A 16,393-nucleotide genomic window follows, 5' to 3' on the forward strand; every position below is an offset into this window, starting at 1 on the left:
TCAGGTATAGTGAATCCGGCGTTCCACCAGCCGGAACTGGAAGACGGTCAGGATCAGAACAAGGGCCATCAACACAACGGATTGCGCGGATGATCCGCCAAGGTCGTTGCCGCGGAAGCCATCCAGATACACCTTGTAGACAAGGGTCATCGGGTTGTTGCCCGGCTCACCCTTCATCAGTGCGTCGATGATGCCGAACGTGTCAAACAGGGCATAGGTGATGTTGATGATCAGCAGGAAAAACGCGGTCGGAGCCAGCAGAGGAAAGGTCACGTCCCAGAACCGCCGCGTGGATGAGCGGTTGTCGATCATGGCCGCCTCGCGGACTGAACGAGGGATGGATTGCAGGCCCGACAGGAAGAAGATGAAATTGACCGGGATCTGTTTCCACACCGCGACGATGATCATTGCCGTTGCGGTGGCGTTGTAGTCGACGCCTAGCTTGAAATCCCAGCCGAACAGCCCGAAGAACTTGGTCATGGGGCCGGTACTTTGATCAAAGAACAGAATGCCCAGAAAGCCCGCGACGGGCGGCGCAATCGCGTAGACCCACATCAGCAGGGTGCGATACGACCTCGCCCCTCGGATCACCTTGTCGGCCTTCACCGCCAGCAACAGCGCAATGGCCAGCGAAAAGAAGGTGACCAGAATGGAGAAGACAACCGTAAACCACGCGATGCGTTTGTACTGATCATTGCCCAGCAAGGAGGAGTAGTTGTCCGTCCCCACAAAGGTCGATCCAAACCCGAACGGGTCCTGCAGGTAGAACGATGATTGCAGCGCCCATCCAGCGGGCCAGTAGAAGAAGATGGCGATGATCATGAGCTGCGGCAGCAGCAGCGCCACAGGAAGCCAGATAGTGTCGAAGCCCGCGCGTTTCATTGTTGGTCCAGTTGCAAAATGGGGGATGGCCGCGCCCAAAGGCGCGACCATCTTGGGGGTGATCCCAGAACCTTAGCCCTGAGTCTTGGCGAAGCGCGCCAGCAATTCGTTGGCTTCGGCTTCAATGTTCTGGAAGGCGCTTTCCACGTCGGTCTCACCGGTCAGGATACGGCCATACTCGCGGTTCATGATGTCGCGGATCTGAACGTAGAAGCCCATGCGGTAGCCCTTGGTGTTGTCACCGGCCTTGGCCTGCAGTTGGTTCACACCAACTTCGGCGGCAGGATAGCGGTCATAGTGGCCATCTGCCTTGGCGGTTTCATAAGCGGCCTCGGTGATCGGGACATAGCCGGTTTCCTGGTGCCAGAAATATTGGGTCTCAGGTGCAGTCAGGAAGCGGAAGAACTCGGCGGTTGCCTTGTTTTCCTCGTCCGATTTACCCGACATCGCGAACAGGGCTGCACCGCCGATGAAGGTTTGGGTCGGCTCAGCGGTGACGGCTTCCCAATACGGCAGTTCGACCGCGCTGAATTCAAAGCCCAGGTCTTTCTGCAGCAGGCCGCCGAAGGAACCGGAAGAACCCAGCCACATGGCAACTTTACCTTCTTCGAACGGTTTTGCGTTGTCACCCCAACCGGTGCCATACCATTCGAACATTCCGTTGTCTTTCCACTCGGTCACGGCGGTGAAGTGCGCCTTGATCGCGTCGTTGTTGACCAGGATCTCGGTGTCCATGCCGTCATAGCCGTTATTGTTGGTCGCAAACGGCAGGTTGTGACGCGACATGAAGTTCTCGGTGAAGATCCAGGGCAGGTGCGACTGGCTGAGCGGGATGTAGCCTGCCTCTTTCAACGCCGGAGCGGTGGTCGACTGGAACTCTTCCCACGTCTTCGGCGGGGTCACGCCCGCAGCTTCCAGAGCGTCGACATTATAGTACAGGATCGGGGTCGACGAGTTGAACGGCATCCCGATCATCTTGCCATCGCTGTCGGCATAGAAATAACGCACACCGGCAATGTAGTCATTGATGTCGAATTCGACGCCGTTGTCGGCCAGCAGGTCTTGAACCGGAACGGTTGCGCCCTTGGCTGCGATCACGGTGGCAGCACCTGCGTCAAACACCTGCATGATGTTGGGCTGCTCGCCCGCGCGGAAGGCGGCAATCCCCGAGGTCAGCGTTTCTTCGTAGCTGCCCTTGTAAATCGGAGTGATTGTATATTCGTCCTGCGACTCGTTGAATTTCTCGGCAACCTTGTTGACAGTTTCCCCCAGCTGCCCGCCATGGGCATGCCACCAAGTGATTTCGGTTTCTGCAAAAGCTGCGGTCGCGGTGAACGCGAGCGCGGCAGCTGTTGCGCAAAACTTCAGATTGTTCATTTCGATCCTCCGGTTCGGTGTCGGCCCTTTGCAGCAAAAAGACCGTTGGCATTATGTGCCAGTTTTCACGCAGGCTCCCCTGCGGCGTTTTTCGCGCGCAGCCTCCGACCTACATTCGTGGAACGCGGCTGAAATCTGCACACGTGACCACATACTGTTAACGTATGACAGTTCGATGAAAGATTTCTAGCAATATTGACAAATTCGACAAAAAAGATGGACAGCTTAGGCGTGGTTGATGACAGCAAAAAACAACTGGACAGACCGCGCCGCGTTACGGCGCAGGCGGTTGCCGACGCGGCGGGCGTGTCCCGCTCGGCCGTGTCCCGGGCTTTTACGCCCGGCGCGTATCTAGACGCGGAAAAACGTATAAAAATCATGCATATGGCTGACAGTATGGGGTATCAACCCAACGCGTTGGCGGCAGGGTTGAAGGGGGGGCGATCGCACCTCGTGGCGGTCTTTGTAGGCAACAAACGCAGCACCTACGACTCAGAGTTTGTGAACCGGTTGGTCGGGCAGTTGAACGCTCTGAACAAGTGGCCGATTCTGATTGATGGCAGCGGCGAGAGCGCTGAATCAGCCATGGATCAGGTTTTGCGCTATCCGCTGGATGCTCTGATTCTGCGCGGAGGTAGCATGCCCGGCGCGCTTGTGACGCAATGCAGCAAATTCGGGGTCCCCATGATCTCATCCGGGCGCATCGTGGATGCGGCGGGGATCGACAATGTGTGCTGCAAGAATGCCGACGGGATGGCCCTCGCGACCCGTGTTTTGTTGGACAAGGGCCGCACACGGTTCGGGTTCATTGCGGGCGCGGCCGAGTTCGGATCTTCAGATGATCGGAGGGCCGGGGTGGTCAACACTTTGGCGTCGGCAGGATTGTCCCTGATCGCGGAAGAGGTCGGAGATTTCACGGTTGGGGCTGGATACGACGCAGCGCAAAAACTACTGCGAGAAAACGGCCTTGATGCGCTGATCTGTGCCAATGATGCGAGCGCGATCGGGGCGTTGACAGCCGCCCGAGAGCTGGGCGTGGATGTCCCCGAAACACTCTCGATTGTCGGCTTTGATGACATTGAAATGGCCGGGTGGCCCGCGTTCAATCTCAGCACGATCAACAATCCGATCGACCTGTCGGTCCAACATGTGGTCACCTTGCTGGAAAAACGTCTGGCTGAACCGGCAAAGGCCAGTGAGACCCTTCTGATCGAGCCATTCTTCGTTCCGCGCGGCACCCATTGACGCGGATACGGCTTGATGAGCCCGAAATCGCGAAGGGCTTTTCGGCGCCGCGCTAGATGACAGTATTCTTCACACCGCCGATTGCCCGCTCTTGCAGACAGAGAGAGGTCTCGATACCCAGGCATGGGCCTGTGTCAGACCTCTTTGATCGACGTCTCTGACAGTCTTTCCACCAGGCTTTGCTCAATCTCTTCCAGAACGCCGCGTACTCGTTTTTGCAGGGCGTGTTCGACAGAACAGGCTGGCGCCTCATCTTCACTGCCGCTGGCGACAAGGCGCTCGTCCAGCGCAAGGTAGACATCGGCCAGCGTGATTTCGCTCGGCACGCGGGCCAGACGCCATCCCCCGGCGTGGCCTTTCTCGGATGTCAGTAGACCGGCGGCGCGTAATTTTCCCAAAACGCGACGCACAACAACCGGGTTGGTTCCGGCATGGTCCGCAATTTCGGTTGAGGTGCGCACACGTTCGGGCTCTCCAGCCATATGGCTGAGCGTATGCAGGGCAAGTGACAGGCGGCTATTACGCTTCATATGACGAGGTTCTCCAAACCTGCTGGTAACGTAACTTTGGATGTTGCAATAATCTAGTAACTATGAAAGTTACAAGAACCGCATCCAGAGCTATGGAGAATCGTATGTCAGATACGCGCCTTCCCGTCACGGTGCTTTCCGGTTTTCTTGGGGCTGGCAAGACCACGTTGCTGAACCGGGTTCTCAACAACCGCGAAGGTCGCCGTGTCGCGGTGATCGTGAACGATATGTCTGAGGTGAATATCGATGCCGACCTCGTGCGCGCCGATACCGAGCTGAGCCGCACGGACGAGACGCTGGTTGAAATGTCGAACGGCTGTATCTGCTGCACCCTGCGCGATGACCTTCTCGATGAGGTCCGCCGACTGGCGGCCGAGGGGCGCTTTGATTATCTGCTGATTGAATCGACGGGTATTTCCGAGCCTCTGCCGGTGGCCGCGACCTTTGATTTCCGAGACGAATATGGCGACAGCCTGTCCGATGTGGCGCGTCTGGACACGATGGTGACGGTTGTCGATGCGGTGAACCTGCTTGGAGATTTTTCCTCGCATGACTTCCTGCAGGATCGCGGTGAGACCATGGGCGAGGAAGACGAACGCACCCTCGTCCATTTGCTGACCGATCAGATCGAGTTCGCCGATGTCGTGATCCTGAACAAGGTCGACGATGCCGGGCCGGACAAGGTCGACGCCGCCCGCAAGATCATCCGCAGCCTCAATGCGGATGCCGAGATCGTCGAGGTCAATCACTCCGCTGTGGCGGCTGAGAAAATCCTAGATACCGGCCTGTTTGATTTCGAAAAAGCCCATGAGCATCCGATGTGGGCCAAAGAGCTGTATGGATTTGCCGACCACGTGCCCGAGACTGAAGAATATGGTGTTGTGTCATATGTTTACCGGGCGCGTCTGCCTTTTATCCCCGAGCGTATCCTTGAGGTTCTGAACGGCGATCTGCCGGGTGTGATCCGGGCCAAGGGGCATTTCTGGATTTCGACGCGTCCCGATTGGGTGGCCGAGTTTTCGCTGGCCGGGGCGCTCTCCAGCGTGCAGCCTTTGGGCACTTGGTGGGCGTCGGTTCCGGAAGAGCGGCGGCCAACACATGACAGTGCCCGCGCATACATGCAGGCCCATTGGCAGGAACCGTGGGGAGACCGTCGGCAAGAGATCGTGTTCATCGGTGCGGGGATCGACTGGCCGACCCTCAGGGTACGCTTGGATGCCTGCCTTGTGCCTGCGGTGGCGGGTTTGGGGCCTGACAATTTGCCGGACTATCCCGACCCGTTCCCGATCTGGCGTCGGGCTGAGGCAGCAGCATGAGCACCGTCCGCCAAACCGTGATTGGCGCGGCCGTTGGCGTCGGCATTGCGGATACGCCCGAGGCGCTGAGCGCCTTTCTCAAGCCGGGCTGCGCAGCGGCACTTTGGCGGCGTCAAACTCCGCCCAGTGTTCAAAGCTGGCTGGATGATCTTGACCCCGATGACCTGCCGAAGGGGCGAGTGATCCTTCCATTGGGCAAGGTGGCCGAAACAGTCAGCCATCTCTGCGAAATCTCCGGATTGACTGCCTGCCCCGAGAGGGACTGGCTAGAAGCGGATATCGCCTTACTGACAGAGGTGTTTTCAGATCTGGTTTCGGCTCGGTATTTGCGGTTGCGTCTGGATGTTGTCACGACCAACGCCTGCCGCAAGTTTCATATCGATGCCATCACGGCGCGACTGGTCTGCACCTATCGCGGCACCGGCACACAATACGGAATTTCGCGCGACGGTGCTGAGCCGCAACGTGTCTTTACGGTGCAAACCGGGTCTCCGATCCTGCTGCGTGGGACACGCTGGCCGGAAACGCCACGGTCTGGCCTTCTGCACCGTTCTCCTCCGATCGAAGGTACCGGCGAAACCCGGCTTGTTCTGGTGCTGGACCCGATTTCGGACCCGGATGAGGCCGCATGACCGGAAATCTGGGACAAAGCAGCTTGCGGCGCAAGAAGCGCGCGGGCGACCCCATGGCCGCTTATGACAGCTTGCCAGCGCCGTTGCGGCACTGGTTGTCCGAAGCGGCCCTGCCGTGGTCGCCTGTATCGGCGCGCCGTATCTGGGCCAGGTCGTTGGCCAGCGGGCTGACGCCCGAGGAGACGTTGATGTCACTGAACCGGGCCGAAGCGAGAACGCTTGCGCGCGACAAGGCAGTGGCCCTGCCGCGCGGTTGAGGCATTCACCCTGTCGGCGCGCTTTGACTTGAGACTTCTACACCCTGCTGACACCACCCGACTGTTGTTTATTGATGCATTCCGGAGGGCGCGATGGCTACAAGCTAGTTAAGTGTTCAGTCCTGCGGGGTCATCGATCAGGGGTTCAAGCGACAGACCCCGTAATTTAGCCCGTCAAAGCGCCGCCTGCGCCCGTTCGATCATCACGATCGATGCCGGGTCGCCACCGCGCAGGGTGTCGGCGGTTTTGAAGGCGTCAATGGATTGGTCAAAACGCCCGGCTCTAAAATGGGTCAGGCCCGCCTCGTAGGCCGTTATCCAGGCAGGTAGCTCAGAAGTGTCACCGGTCATTGAGATCAGCTCAAAGACCACCAATTCCTCGGACCGGCCTGCGATCTCGAGCGTATCCAGTTCGCGGGCAATGATCGCGTCGCCGGCTTCACGGCGTGTTTCGGGGCCGATCAGAATTGCTGTGCCGTAGGTTTTGTTGACGCCTTCCAACCGGCTGGCCACGTTCACCACATCGCCAATGGCGGTGTAGTTCAGGCGATGCTCGGACCCGATATTGCCAACCAGCGCTTCGCCGCTATTCAATCCGATCCGCACATGCAGGGCCTCATCTGACTGGCTTTGCAGGGCCGAGTTCTCGACGACCTCCACCAGTTCCAACGCGGCGCGGCAGGCGTGTTCCGCGTGGTTCGGATTCTCCCGCGGCGCACCCCAGAAAGCCATCACAGCATCGCCGATGAATTTGTCGAGCGTACCGTCATGGCGCTCAATCGTTGAGGAGGCCGCGTTGAAAAACGGCTCCATCAGCTCCACGACTTTTGGGCCGTGTTTCTCAGCCAGACCGGTAAAGCCTGACACATCGCAGAACAGGACCGAGATCTCTTTGGTCTCGCCTCCGGGTTGCGACTTCACACCTGCGGCGACCAGCGTTTTCACCAGGTCTGTTGGCACATATTTGCGAAAGGCGGACAACCCGGCCGCCATGCTTGCTGTCGCGGCCGAGAGGTTTTCCAGTTCGACCAGATGCGAGGGGCGGCGTGTGACCTGTTCGACATCGAACCGTTCAATTCGGCTGAGGTCTTCGGCGACGCGTGACAACGGGTTGGCAACGACCCGGCGCACCAGCCAGATCGCGGCGATTGTGGCCAATGCCACCACGCCCAACAGGATATAGACCAGATTGACCAGGGCCCGGTCGATCCCGGACAAAAATGCGGATTCGGGGATGACCGTCGCCACCCGCCAGCCATAAAACCCCAGCGGCGTCAAAGCGACTGCATAGGCCACATCGTCATAGACGACCCGTTTCGTCAGGGTGCCTGCCACGACCTCGTCTGCCTCGGCCAGCAGTTTTTGGCCCGACAGTTTCGCCACTTCGTAAAGCTCACCCTCACCCATGCGGGCAGGCGTGATTTCGTCAGCGTTCGGGTCCGGCACGGCGATGACATCGCCATCGGCGCTGAGGATAAAGGCCGCGCCGAACTCACCGGGGCGCAATGATCCCAAAAAGCGCGACAGGCGGTCGGTATCAATGGCAACCGACAGAACGCCTTGCCGCTGGCGGCGTGCGTCGATTGGGCCGGAATAGGCGAACACCGTTTTGTCGCTGCCGGGCAGATCATGCACTTCGATCCAATCCGGCGTGTCACGATTGATGAAGTTGTCATACCATGCGTGGTCACGCGGATCGTAATCTGTCGCGGCAAAACTGCGTTCTTCGAACTGGATGTCGCCGGGGATAAAGATATAGCGGTCCCGACGCAGCTGCCTGTCGTGAATGTTCTCGTCGATTTCGATCATTTCCAGCCCGCTGTCGCCCAAACGGTGGGCGGCAAAGAAGTTGCCATCCGGCCAGCCGAAGGTGATCCACGAAATATTGGGCTGAGATTGCAGTTGAGACAGGAACACAAACTCGCGCTTGTCGGCCTGGCGCGTCTCGATCACGTTCTGAACGAAAATGGTCCGGACCGCAGCCCAGGCTGCCTCGGCGGATCTGAGGGTCAGGCCAACCTCAATGCGAACCGTGTTCGAGATCTGGCCGTTGATCTCGGCGGCCAGCATCTGACTGTTTTCCCGCGCCGTTGTCCACCATAGGGAATGCACGATGAAAGTGGACACGCCGATGGACAATGCGACGAGCATAGACACAGCTATCCCAACGGTGACACGCATTGAAGCTCCACGGTAGCCTGTAGTGACTGGCGCTGAAATGCGGACAGTCTGTTCGGGGCCAAGTCTAGGGGCTGCAACCGTCAGTTGCCAGTTGGTTTCAATCTGCGCTCTAACTTGTGTACTGGGCGAGAGGAGCGGTTGGCTTGAAGAACACCGGCAGATCGACGGATTGGCCGATCTGCCGGTGTTTTTGGTCTTTCAGGTCAGCTGCGACCTTTCCATGGAACCAGCACGTTCTCGGCCTTGCGCATCAGGATATCAATGCCGTAGCCGATGATGCCGATCAGCACGATGCCCATGATCACGATGTCGGTCAGCTGGAATTTCGAGGCCGCGATGATCATCATACCGGCCCCTTTCTGCGCCGCGACCAGCTCTGCCGCAACAACCGTACCCCAGCAGACGCCCATCGCCACCCGCGCACCCGTGAAGATCTCGGGCAAAGAGTTCGGGACGATCACATGACGCATGATCTGCCATTTGGACGCGCCCAGAGAATAGGCGGCGTGGATCTTGGAGATGTTCACCCCCGAAACCCCGGCACGGGCTGCAATGGTCATGATCCAGAGGGCGGCAAGGAACAGCAGAACGATCTTGCCGGTTTCCCAGATGCCGAACCAGATGATGACCAGCGGGATCAGCGCCAGCGGTGGAACGGGTCGCATGAATTCGACAATCGGGTCGAACCAGCCGCGGAACCAGCCCGACAAGCCCATCGCATAGCCCAGCGGAATACCCACGATGGCCCCGGCGATGAAGCCCGCGATGACGCGCAGCAAGGACCAGCCCAGATGCTGCCAAAGCGAGAAGTTCTGATAGCCTTCGTTGGCGATTTCAAAGAACCGTGCGACGACCGTCTCCGGCGCAGGCAGCCAGATCGGGTTCATCTGCAAACCCTGTGCTGGCGTAAATCTGATTGCGCCCTTGCCGGTTAACGCAACCGTCCCATCGCCCACGTTGATCCGCGCATCTGGCCCGATCGGAGTGCCATTGATCGCGACGATCTTTGCGCCCTCTTTGCGTTTTGCCTCGTCATTCTTGTCAAAAAGGATGGTCGAGGACCGCCCGGACGGTGCCGCAAAGGCATCGTCTTTGGCAAAGCCTTCACCGGGATCGACCTCGAAATCTTCGGTGTCTTCTCCGAATGCGGGGACGCGTATGAAGACGGTGGCATCATCGGTTGTGCCATCCGTGTTTTCGACCGTGTAGGTGAATTGAGTTTCCCCCACAAATGGACCCGGAACATGCAGAGGGATCAGTTTCGATCCTGTGAATGCCGCCCAAATCAGGAAAATCACAAGGACCGAGATGATTGAGGCCGCGCGATCCGCGCGCACGGCGCTTTCATCACCAAAGGTCACGGTTTTCAGGCTGGTGAAGTCCTGACGGCTTTGCAGGCCCTTACGCAGCAGGTGTACAACCAGAAATGCGCCGCCGAACAGGCCGATATAAAACAGAAGTACGATCATGATGCTTGCTCCGTCCGGCCCATGATTTCTTCTTCCATTTCCCAGATCATCGACAGGATTTCATCTCGGGTTTCGGCGAAACCATCGGATTTTTTCACATCGCGAAGGTCGGCGTTTACACCGCGTTCCGCGAAAGGCAGGTTGTATTCCTTGTGAATACGACCCGGACGCGGGGCCATCACGATCAGGCGTTCGCCCAGCAAAAGGGCCTCTTCGACCGAGTGTGTGATCAGGATGATGGTCTTGCCCGTCTCTTTCCAAAGCTTCAGAACCAGACCCTGCATCTTTTCGCGGGTCAGCGCGTCCAGAGCGCCCAAAGGCTCATCCATCAGGATCACGTCCGGCTCATTCGCCAGACACCGGGCCAGAGCTACACGCTGTTGCATACCGCCTGACAGCTCGTAAACCGCCTTTTCCTTGAAGTCCTGAAGGCCCACGACCTCCAGCAGATGGTCCGATATTTCGTCGCGTTGTTTCTTGGGCATGCCCTTCATGCGCGGGCCGAATTCCACGTTCTCGCGCACGTTCATCCATTCAAACAAGGCGCCTTTCTGGAATACCATGCCTCTTTCCGCATCGGGCCCTTCTACGACATGGCCATTCAGCTCAACCCGGCCCGAGGTGGGCGCGAGGAATCCTGCAACAATGTTCAGCAATGTTGTCTTACCACATCCCGAAGGTCCAAGGACCGAGACCAGCTCACCTTCCTTGAGGCTTAGCGAGACGTCCTGAAGGGCCTGCACCGAGGTGCCATTGGGCAAGTCAAAGCGCATGGACAAATCAACGATGTCCAGTTCAGGCATTCCGTTTCCTTCCTGCTGTTGTTTCCGGAGGCCAGCCCGAAGAATGGCCCCCAGATTATATGTATGATCTTAGTTGGATGCTGCAGCCAGCGGCGCAGCGTTCACAGCGCCTTCATAGGAGTCCAGCGCCGAGTCGATGCTGCCTGCGTCGACAAAGACCTTGGCAACACCACCCATGAACTCATGCGCGCCACCGCCCAGCCATTTGTCGGACAGCTGCTCTTCGGCGGACGGGAATGAGAAGGTTGCGATGGTCGCTTCGGCATCGGCCAGATCCATACCCGCATCCTTTGCAATTACGGCCAGCATCTCATCCTTGTCTGCGCCCGCATTCCACTGTGCGTTAGCGTCAGCGGTCACCTTGAGGAACGTGGACAGCAGTTCCGGCTCTTCCTCGATGAACGCGGCTGGTGCGCTTGTGACGTCGAACACCAGAATGCCAAGCTCTTCCTTCTCGGAACCGGTCAGCAGCACGTTGCCGTGTTCGGTCATGCGACGCAGTGCGCCACCCCAACCGCAGACCATGTCCAGGTTGCCCTGAGCAAACGCCGCCGCGCCATCGGCGGGCGCCATGTCGACGATCTCGAGTGAGCTGGTATCCACACCGAAATGCGCCATTTGAGACAGGAAGCCATAGTGCGCGGCCGTACCGATCGGAACACCGACTTTCTTGCCGTTCAACTCTCCGGCGTTGGACTTGTCGATTTCCAGCGCTTCGGCCACAACGCAGTTGTCGTTGTCCGAATAGCTGACCGCAACGTCTACGGCCTGCAGGTCCTGACCAGCCGAGGTCGCCACGACGAAGGGCGGAACGCCCTGGCTTACAGCGATCTGAACGTCACCGGACGCCATGGCGGCCGACATCGCAGTACCGGTGTCGAAGGACACCCAGTTAATCTTGACACCCATCTCTTCTTCATAGGTGCCGTTTGCCTTGGCGTACTGGAACGGCATTGGCCATTCTAGGAAATAGGCGACGGTGATTTCGTCCGCAGCCGCAGCTTGTGACGCCGAGAACGCAGCAAGACCTGCACACGCTGTTGAAAGCAGATATTTTTTGATCATTGGTTTATTTTCTCCCTGTAGTGATGATCATTTTTATGGGGCCCGATTTTTTGCGGACCGATGACTTCGACATTAGACTCAAGTTGGCGGTAACGCGAAACAAATTGTGCTCTGGCGCTGCAAAAATCAAAGCCCGAGCCGCGAAATTGAGCGCGTCTGAGGGCGGACGTCATGAAGCCGCGCCCTCCGGAATAGTCATTTGTTTTCAAGGGGGTCTCATGTTGAACCTTGCCGGCGCGCTGTTTCAGCCCGGTTAACGGGCTAGGCTGCAAGGGACTGAAACTCACCCCGGCAAGTGAGGCCTGTGCCGTAACGGGCATCATAGTAGATTCCGTTCCTCCAGCACTTTGCGCGCCACGCGGAAACACTCAAGCGATTGAGGGACACCGCAATAGATTCCGACCACGTGAATGATCGACTGGATCTCTTCCTTGGTGACACCGTTGTTCAGGGCGCCGTTGCAGTGAATTTCCCATTCATGCATCTTACCCAACGCGCCCAGCATGGCGAGGTTCATCATCGAACGTGTCTTGGCGTCAATCGTGTCGTCGCCCCAACCGAATCCCCAGCACCAGGCGGTCATCGCCTCTTGAAACGGGCGGGTAAAGTCATCCGCAGCCGCCAGGTTCTTTTCCACATATTCTGCGCCCAGCGTCGACTTTCTTTGCTTCAGCCCGGCTTCGAACAGGGTGTCATCCATAGGTCTTCCTCGTTATTTTGGGACCCGTTGACTATTGGTCAGCCAATCCGGCAGGCGGGTCTCCTGCCAGATGGGGCTTGCCTTTATATCCAAATTCGAGTGCTAAAAGCCGAGCGGCAACCCGGATAGTGACACGCTCTAGCATTCCGAAACCAAAACCAATTCAGGTCAGAAGGGCGCGTCTACGGCGTCTCGCATCCATTGTTGCAGCCGGGCGATGGAATGTTCGCTCATCACGCCGCATCTGGGGTCCAGAACCAGAGGGCCGGGCACATAGCCCTTGGACTTGAGGCCGCGATAGACGGATTCGACCAAACGAATATCCTCGGCCACGGTGGTCTCGCGGTCCTGTATTGCCAGCCCTCGGATCACATCGCTTTCATGGCCGCCTTCCGTATACCAGCCCCGCCAAACGGTACATCTGTCCACGGCTTCGGCCCGCCAGTGATAGGTGTTCAGCACATTCCCCGGATAGCACTGGAATGAGAACATGGGCCACAGGAACCACGACTGATAGTCTCCGGCATGGGGCAACGACAGGTCGATCGGATAGGTCATTTTGTCCAGCGCCTGACACTCGGTCGTGTGGCGCAGCACGTAGCCGCCTTGTTCGTCTGGACGGATGTCATAGGTTTCCGGCTTCACCACGCCCTCGGCAAAGGTGGGGTGGTTCGACGGGCAGTGGTAGCATTCCGAATAGTTCTCGACCGAGACCTTCCAGTTGCAATTCTCAGGAATTTCGACCCATTCCAACGGAGCGAGATCATCAATCTGGGGTACGAATTCGGCAATCTCTTCGCGCACGCCGGGATACCAGTCGTCCATCGGCGCGGCATTTTTGTCGAGATTGACGAAGATGAACCCCAGAAAAATCTCGGTTCGAACTTCGGTCAGGCAGATTTTTTCCCGTTCAAATCCGGGGACCGATTTGATGTTGGGCCCTGCGCGCAGCCCGCCTGTCAGTTCATATGTCCATTGGTGATAGGGGCAGACCACGACCCGAGTGTTGCCGGTGCCGGTCACCATCTCATGCGCGCGGTGCTGGCACACGTTGTAGAAGGTGCGCACCACCTCATCCCTGCCGCGAATGGCAAACAGGTTCTGACCCGCAATCTGAAAGGCGAAATAGTCACCCACATTCGGGATATCGGCCGCGTGTCCTGCGAATTGCCATGTCCGCGCCAGCAGCCCGTTCATCTCATCTTCGAAGACGGCGGGATCGGTGTAGTAGCGGGCCTCGAGCGAGTGGGTGAGCGGCTTGGTCATGATGGATCCTCAACTTGGAAACCGAGGGGCTTGCCTTGGGTAGCGTTCATTTGTGTCGTTATGTGTTGACCGTGGTACATTTGTTTGATTATCAAATCCACAGAAATCTGCGACTCTGGAACAGGAATCCTGCGATGTCCAAGAAAGAACTGCCCGAACGTGCAAAGGTCGTCATTGTTGGCGGCGGGGTCATGGGCTGTGGCCTGGCCTACCACCTTGGCCACGAAGGATGGGGGGATGAGACCATCCTGCTGGAAAAGGCCGAGCTGACCAGCGGCTCGACCTGGCACGCGGCGGGCCAGATCACTCATTCCACAAGCTCTTATGGGCTGGGCAAGATGGTCGACTACAATATCGGCCTCTATTCGAAAACGCTGGAAGAAGAGACCGGTCAGGCCGTCACGTGGCATGGCTGCGGGTCGTTCCGGCTGGCCTATACCGAGGATGAGATGGACTGGCTGCGCCACACGCTGTCCGTCGGTCGAGCCCTTGGCTTCAATATCGAGTTGGTGGGGCCCGAGTTCATTGCCGAAAAGCACCCGTTCTACAATCTCGATGGTGTCTTGGGCGCGCTGTACACGCCGGATGATGGCCATGTTGACCCTTCGAACGTGACCATGGCCATGGCGGCGGGTGCGCGGCAGAAAGGCGTGAAAATCTTCCGCCATTGCCGCGCGACCAACATCATGCAGAACGACGCAGGTGAATGGGTGGTCGAGACCGAACAGGGCACGATCACCTGCGAACATGTGGTCAACGCAGGCGGAACCTATGCACGGCTGATGGGCGAATGGTCCGATCTGCAGTTGCCCATGACCTCGATGACGCACCATTATTTCGTCACCGAAAACGTGCCCGAATTTCAGGATCTGGACACAGAACTGCCGGTGATCCGCGATGACAAGATGGTCTCGGGCTATATCCGGATGGAACAGAAAAAGGGCCTGATCGGGATCTATGAGAAAGAGAACTCGAACTCTGTCTGGCATGATGAATGCCCTTGGGAGTATGAGAACTGGCTGTTTGAGGCCGACTATGATCGCGTGATGCCGTGGCTTGAGAATTCGCTGGAGCGGATGCCTATCTTTGCCGAACTGGGCATCACTCGTGAGGTGCATGGCGCGATCAGCCACCCGCCCGATGGTAACCCCATGGTTGGTCCTGCGCCGGGCGTTAAGAACTACTGGTGCTGCTGCGGTACGCAGATCGGCATCGGCTGGGGTCCGGGTCTGACCCGCGAGTTAGCCAAATGGATGGTTCACGGTGCCGCCGATATCAACATGCGCGACTATGACCCGCGCCGCTTTGGCGGCTACGCCAAGAAAGACTGGCAGGTCGTCAAGGCGCATGAGGACTACAAGCTGCGCCACGAGATCCCTTTTCCGCATTTCAACCGTCTTGAAGGGCGTCCGATCAAACCGTCTCCGCTATATGAGATCCTCAAGGAAAAAGGCGCGGTGTATGAGGAGGTCTTCGGCCACGAACGCCCCCGCTGGTTTGCCCGAAATGGCGTGGAACAGCGCGACCACTACTCGTTCCGCCGCAACGAGGTCTTCGACATGGTTGCCCTGGAATGTCAGGCCGTGCGTGAGAGCGTGGGGATCATGGACGTGACCGCCTTCACCAAGGTTGAGGTTTCAGGGCCGGATGCCCATGCGCTGCTGGATCGCCTGACCGCGAACAAGATGCCGCAGAAAGACGGTTCGATCACGCTGACGCACTTCTTGAACCGCAGAGGGCGGATTGAGCTTGAGACCACGATCGTGCGCATGGCCGAGGATCGCTACTATCTGGTCTGCGCCGCGTTCTTCGAGCAACGTCTTGTCGATCACCTAAGCCAGAACCTCGCGGGAGAGGCCGTCTCGGTCAAAACGCTGTCTGAGGATTGGTCAGCTTTGTCCCTGAACGGCCCAAAATCCCGTGAGGTGCTGGCGAAATGCACCGATGTTGACCTGTCCAATGCCGGTTTCAGGTGGTTGTCGGCGCAGGAGATCACCGTTGCCGGGCACAAGGTCTGGGCCTTCCGCATGTCATATGCAGGTGAATTGGGCTGGGAATTCCACATGCCGGATGACGCTTGCGTTGACGTCTACAACGCGCTTTGGGCCGCGGGTGAGGAGTTTGGGATCGAGAACTACGGCTCGTTTGCGATGAACAGCTTGCGGATGGAAAAAGCCTTCCCTGGCGCTGGTGAGCTGACCAATGAAGTCACGCTGCCCGAGGCGAATGTGGGCAGATTCTTCAAGCTGGACAAAGAGTATCTGGGGGTTGAGGCCACGCGGGCCAGCGCCGCGCAGGCCCAAGCTGGGCAAATGCCCTGGATCTGCGCCTATCTCGAAATCGAGCCGGACGGCATCGAAGACGGTCATGGGGGCGAAGCAATCCGCATCGACGGCAAAGTCGTGGGCGCGACCGCTTCGGTTGCCTATGGTCATAGCGTCGGCAAAATCCTCGCCTTTGCGTTCGTCAAACCGCATGTGAACGTCCCCGGAACCGAGGTTGAGGTCGTGATCGCCGGTAGCCCGCGCAAGGGGCGCATCCTTGGCGAAGCGGCTTATGATCCAAAGTCCGAGCGTCCCAGAACAGACGCTCCAGCCGCTGTTCCGGCATAAATACGAAGGGGGCAGGGCGCGCGCACCTGCCCTCTCAACACGCTCTGCGTTAAAAGGA

General features: G+C 58.3%; 15 protein-coding genes. 5 read left to right on the plus strand and 10 right to left on the minus strand.

What is annotated here, in order from left to right; translation table 11 throughout:
* Positions 1-882 (minus strand): ABC transporter permease subunit, encoded by an 882-nt coding sequence (locus AC2FD8_RS08075; protein ID WP_496855085.1) that lies wholly within the window; start codon positions 880-882, stop codon positions 1-3.
* Positions 883-954: 72 nt separating this feature from the next.
* Positions 955-2,259, minus strand: coding sequence for an extracellular solute-binding protein (locus AC2FD8_RS08080; RefSeq protein WP_496855083.1), 1,305 nt, complete (start codon positions 2,257-2,259; stop codon positions 955-957).
* Positions 2,260-2,475: 216 nt separating this feature from the next.
* Between AC2FD8_RS08080 and AC2FD8_RS08085 the strand changes: the two genes are divergently transcribed.
* A complete protein-coding gene (locus tag AC2FD8_RS08085; protein WP_496855081.1) occupies positions 2,476-3,504 on the plus strand; it encodes a LacI family DNA-binding transcriptional regulator in 1,029 nt (342 codons plus the stop codon).
* A 134-nt stretch (positions 3,505-3,638) separates the two neighbouring features.
* Here the strand turns inward: AC2FD8_RS08085 and AC2FD8_RS08090 are convergent, their stop codons facing one another.
* On the minus strand, positions 3,639-4,034 hold the full coding sequence (locus AC2FD8_RS08090) for an RrF2 family transcriptional regulator (RefSeq protein ID WP_496855079.1): 396 nt from the start codon (positions 4,032-4,034) through the stop codon (positions 3,639-3,641).
* A gap of 104 nt (positions 4,035-4,138) precedes the next feature.
* Between AC2FD8_RS08090 and AC2FD8_RS08095 the strand changes: the two genes are divergently transcribed.
* From AC2FD8_RS08095 to AC2FD8_RS08105, 3 genes are read left to right on the plus strand one after another with little or no spacing between them, the layout of a single operon-like run.
* Positions 4,139-5,350 carry a GTP-binding protein gene (locus tag AC2FD8_RS08095; RefSeq protein ID WP_496855077.1) on the plus strand — a complete coding sequence of 404 codons (1,212 nt, stop codon included), beginning with the start codon at positions 4,139-4,141 and terminating at the stop codon, positions 5,348-5,350.
* A complete protein-coding gene (locus AC2FD8_RS08100; RefSeq protein ID WP_496855075.1) occupies positions 5,347-5,982 on the plus strand; it encodes a DUF1826 domain-containing protein in 636 nt (211 codons plus the stop codon). Before AC2FD8_RS08095 ends, AC2FD8_RS08100 begins: the two co-directional genes overlap by 4 nt.
* Positions 5,979-6,239, plus strand: coding sequence for a DUF6525 family protein (locus tag AC2FD8_RS08105; RefSeq protein ID WP_496855073.1), 261 nt, complete (start codon positions 5,979-5,981; stop codon positions 6,237-6,239). The genes AC2FD8_RS08100 and AC2FD8_RS08105 overlap by 4 nt, the downstream gene beginning before the upstream one ends.
* A gap of 174 nt (positions 6,240-6,413) precedes the next feature.
* On the opposite strand, the gene AC2FD8_RS08110 is transcribed toward AC2FD8_RS08105, so the two are convergent.
* From AC2FD8_RS08110 to AC2FD8_RS08140, 7 genes are all read right to left on the minus strand, one after another.
* The gene (locus tag AC2FD8_RS08110) at positions 6,414-8,420 is read right to left on the minus strand and encodes an adenylate/guanylate cyclase domain-containing protein (RefSeq protein ID WP_496855071.1); all 2,007 of its coding nucleotides are present in this window, start codon (positions 8,418-8,420) and stop codon (positions 6,414-6,416) included.
* A 203-nt stretch (positions 8,421-8,623) separates the two neighbouring features.
* Positions 8,624-9,889, minus strand: a complete 1,266-nt coding sequence (locus tag AC2FD8_RS08115) for an ABC transporter permease (protein ID WP_496855069.1) — start codon at positions 9,887-9,889, stop codon at positions 8,624-8,626.
* Positions 9,886-10,692, minus strand: coding sequence for a taurine ABC transporter ATP-binding protein (locus AC2FD8_RS08120; protein WP_496855067.1), 807 nt, complete (start codon positions 10,690-10,692; stop codon positions 9,886-9,888). Before AC2FD8_RS08120 ends, AC2FD8_RS08115 begins: the two co-directional genes overlap by 4 nt.
* A gap of 69 nt (positions 10,693-10,761) precedes the next feature.
* Positions 10,762-11,757: a taurine ABC transporter substrate-binding protein gene (locus AC2FD8_RS08125; protein WP_496855066.1), complete on the minus strand. Its 996-nt coding sequence runs from the start codon at positions 11,755-11,757 to the stop codon at positions 10,762-10,764.
* Positions 11,754-12,080: a hypothetical protein gene (locus AC2FD8_RS08130; protein ID WP_496855064.1), complete on the minus strand. Its 327-nt coding sequence runs from the start codon at positions 12,078-12,080 to the stop codon at positions 11,754-11,756. The genes AC2FD8_RS08125 and AC2FD8_RS08130 overlap by 4 nt, the downstream gene beginning before the upstream one ends.
* Positions 12,077-12,457, minus strand: coding sequence for a carboxymuconolactone decarboxylase family protein (locus AC2FD8_RS08135; protein ID WP_496855062.1), 381 nt, complete (start codon positions 12,455-12,457; stop codon positions 12,077-12,079). The genes AC2FD8_RS08130 and AC2FD8_RS08135 overlap by 4 nt, the downstream gene beginning before the upstream one ends.
* Positions 12,458-12,625: 168 nt before the next feature.
* Entirely contained in the window at positions 12,626-13,723 is a 1,098-nt protein-coding gene (locus AC2FD8_RS08140) for an aromatic ring-hydroxylating oxygenase subunit alpha (RefSeq protein ID WP_496855060.1), read from the minus strand.
* 134 nt (positions 13,724-13,857) lie between these two features.
* On the opposite strand from AC2FD8_RS08140, the gene AC2FD8_RS08145 reads away from it, so the two are divergent.
* A complete protein-coding gene (locus AC2FD8_RS08145; protein WP_496855058.1) occupies positions 13,858-16,335 on the plus strand; it encodes an FAD-dependent oxidoreductase in 2,478 nt (825 codons plus the stop codon).
* Positions 16,336-16,393: the final 58 nt, after the last annotated feature.

This window comes from Ruegeria sp. YTSC192, from assembly GCF_059609705.1.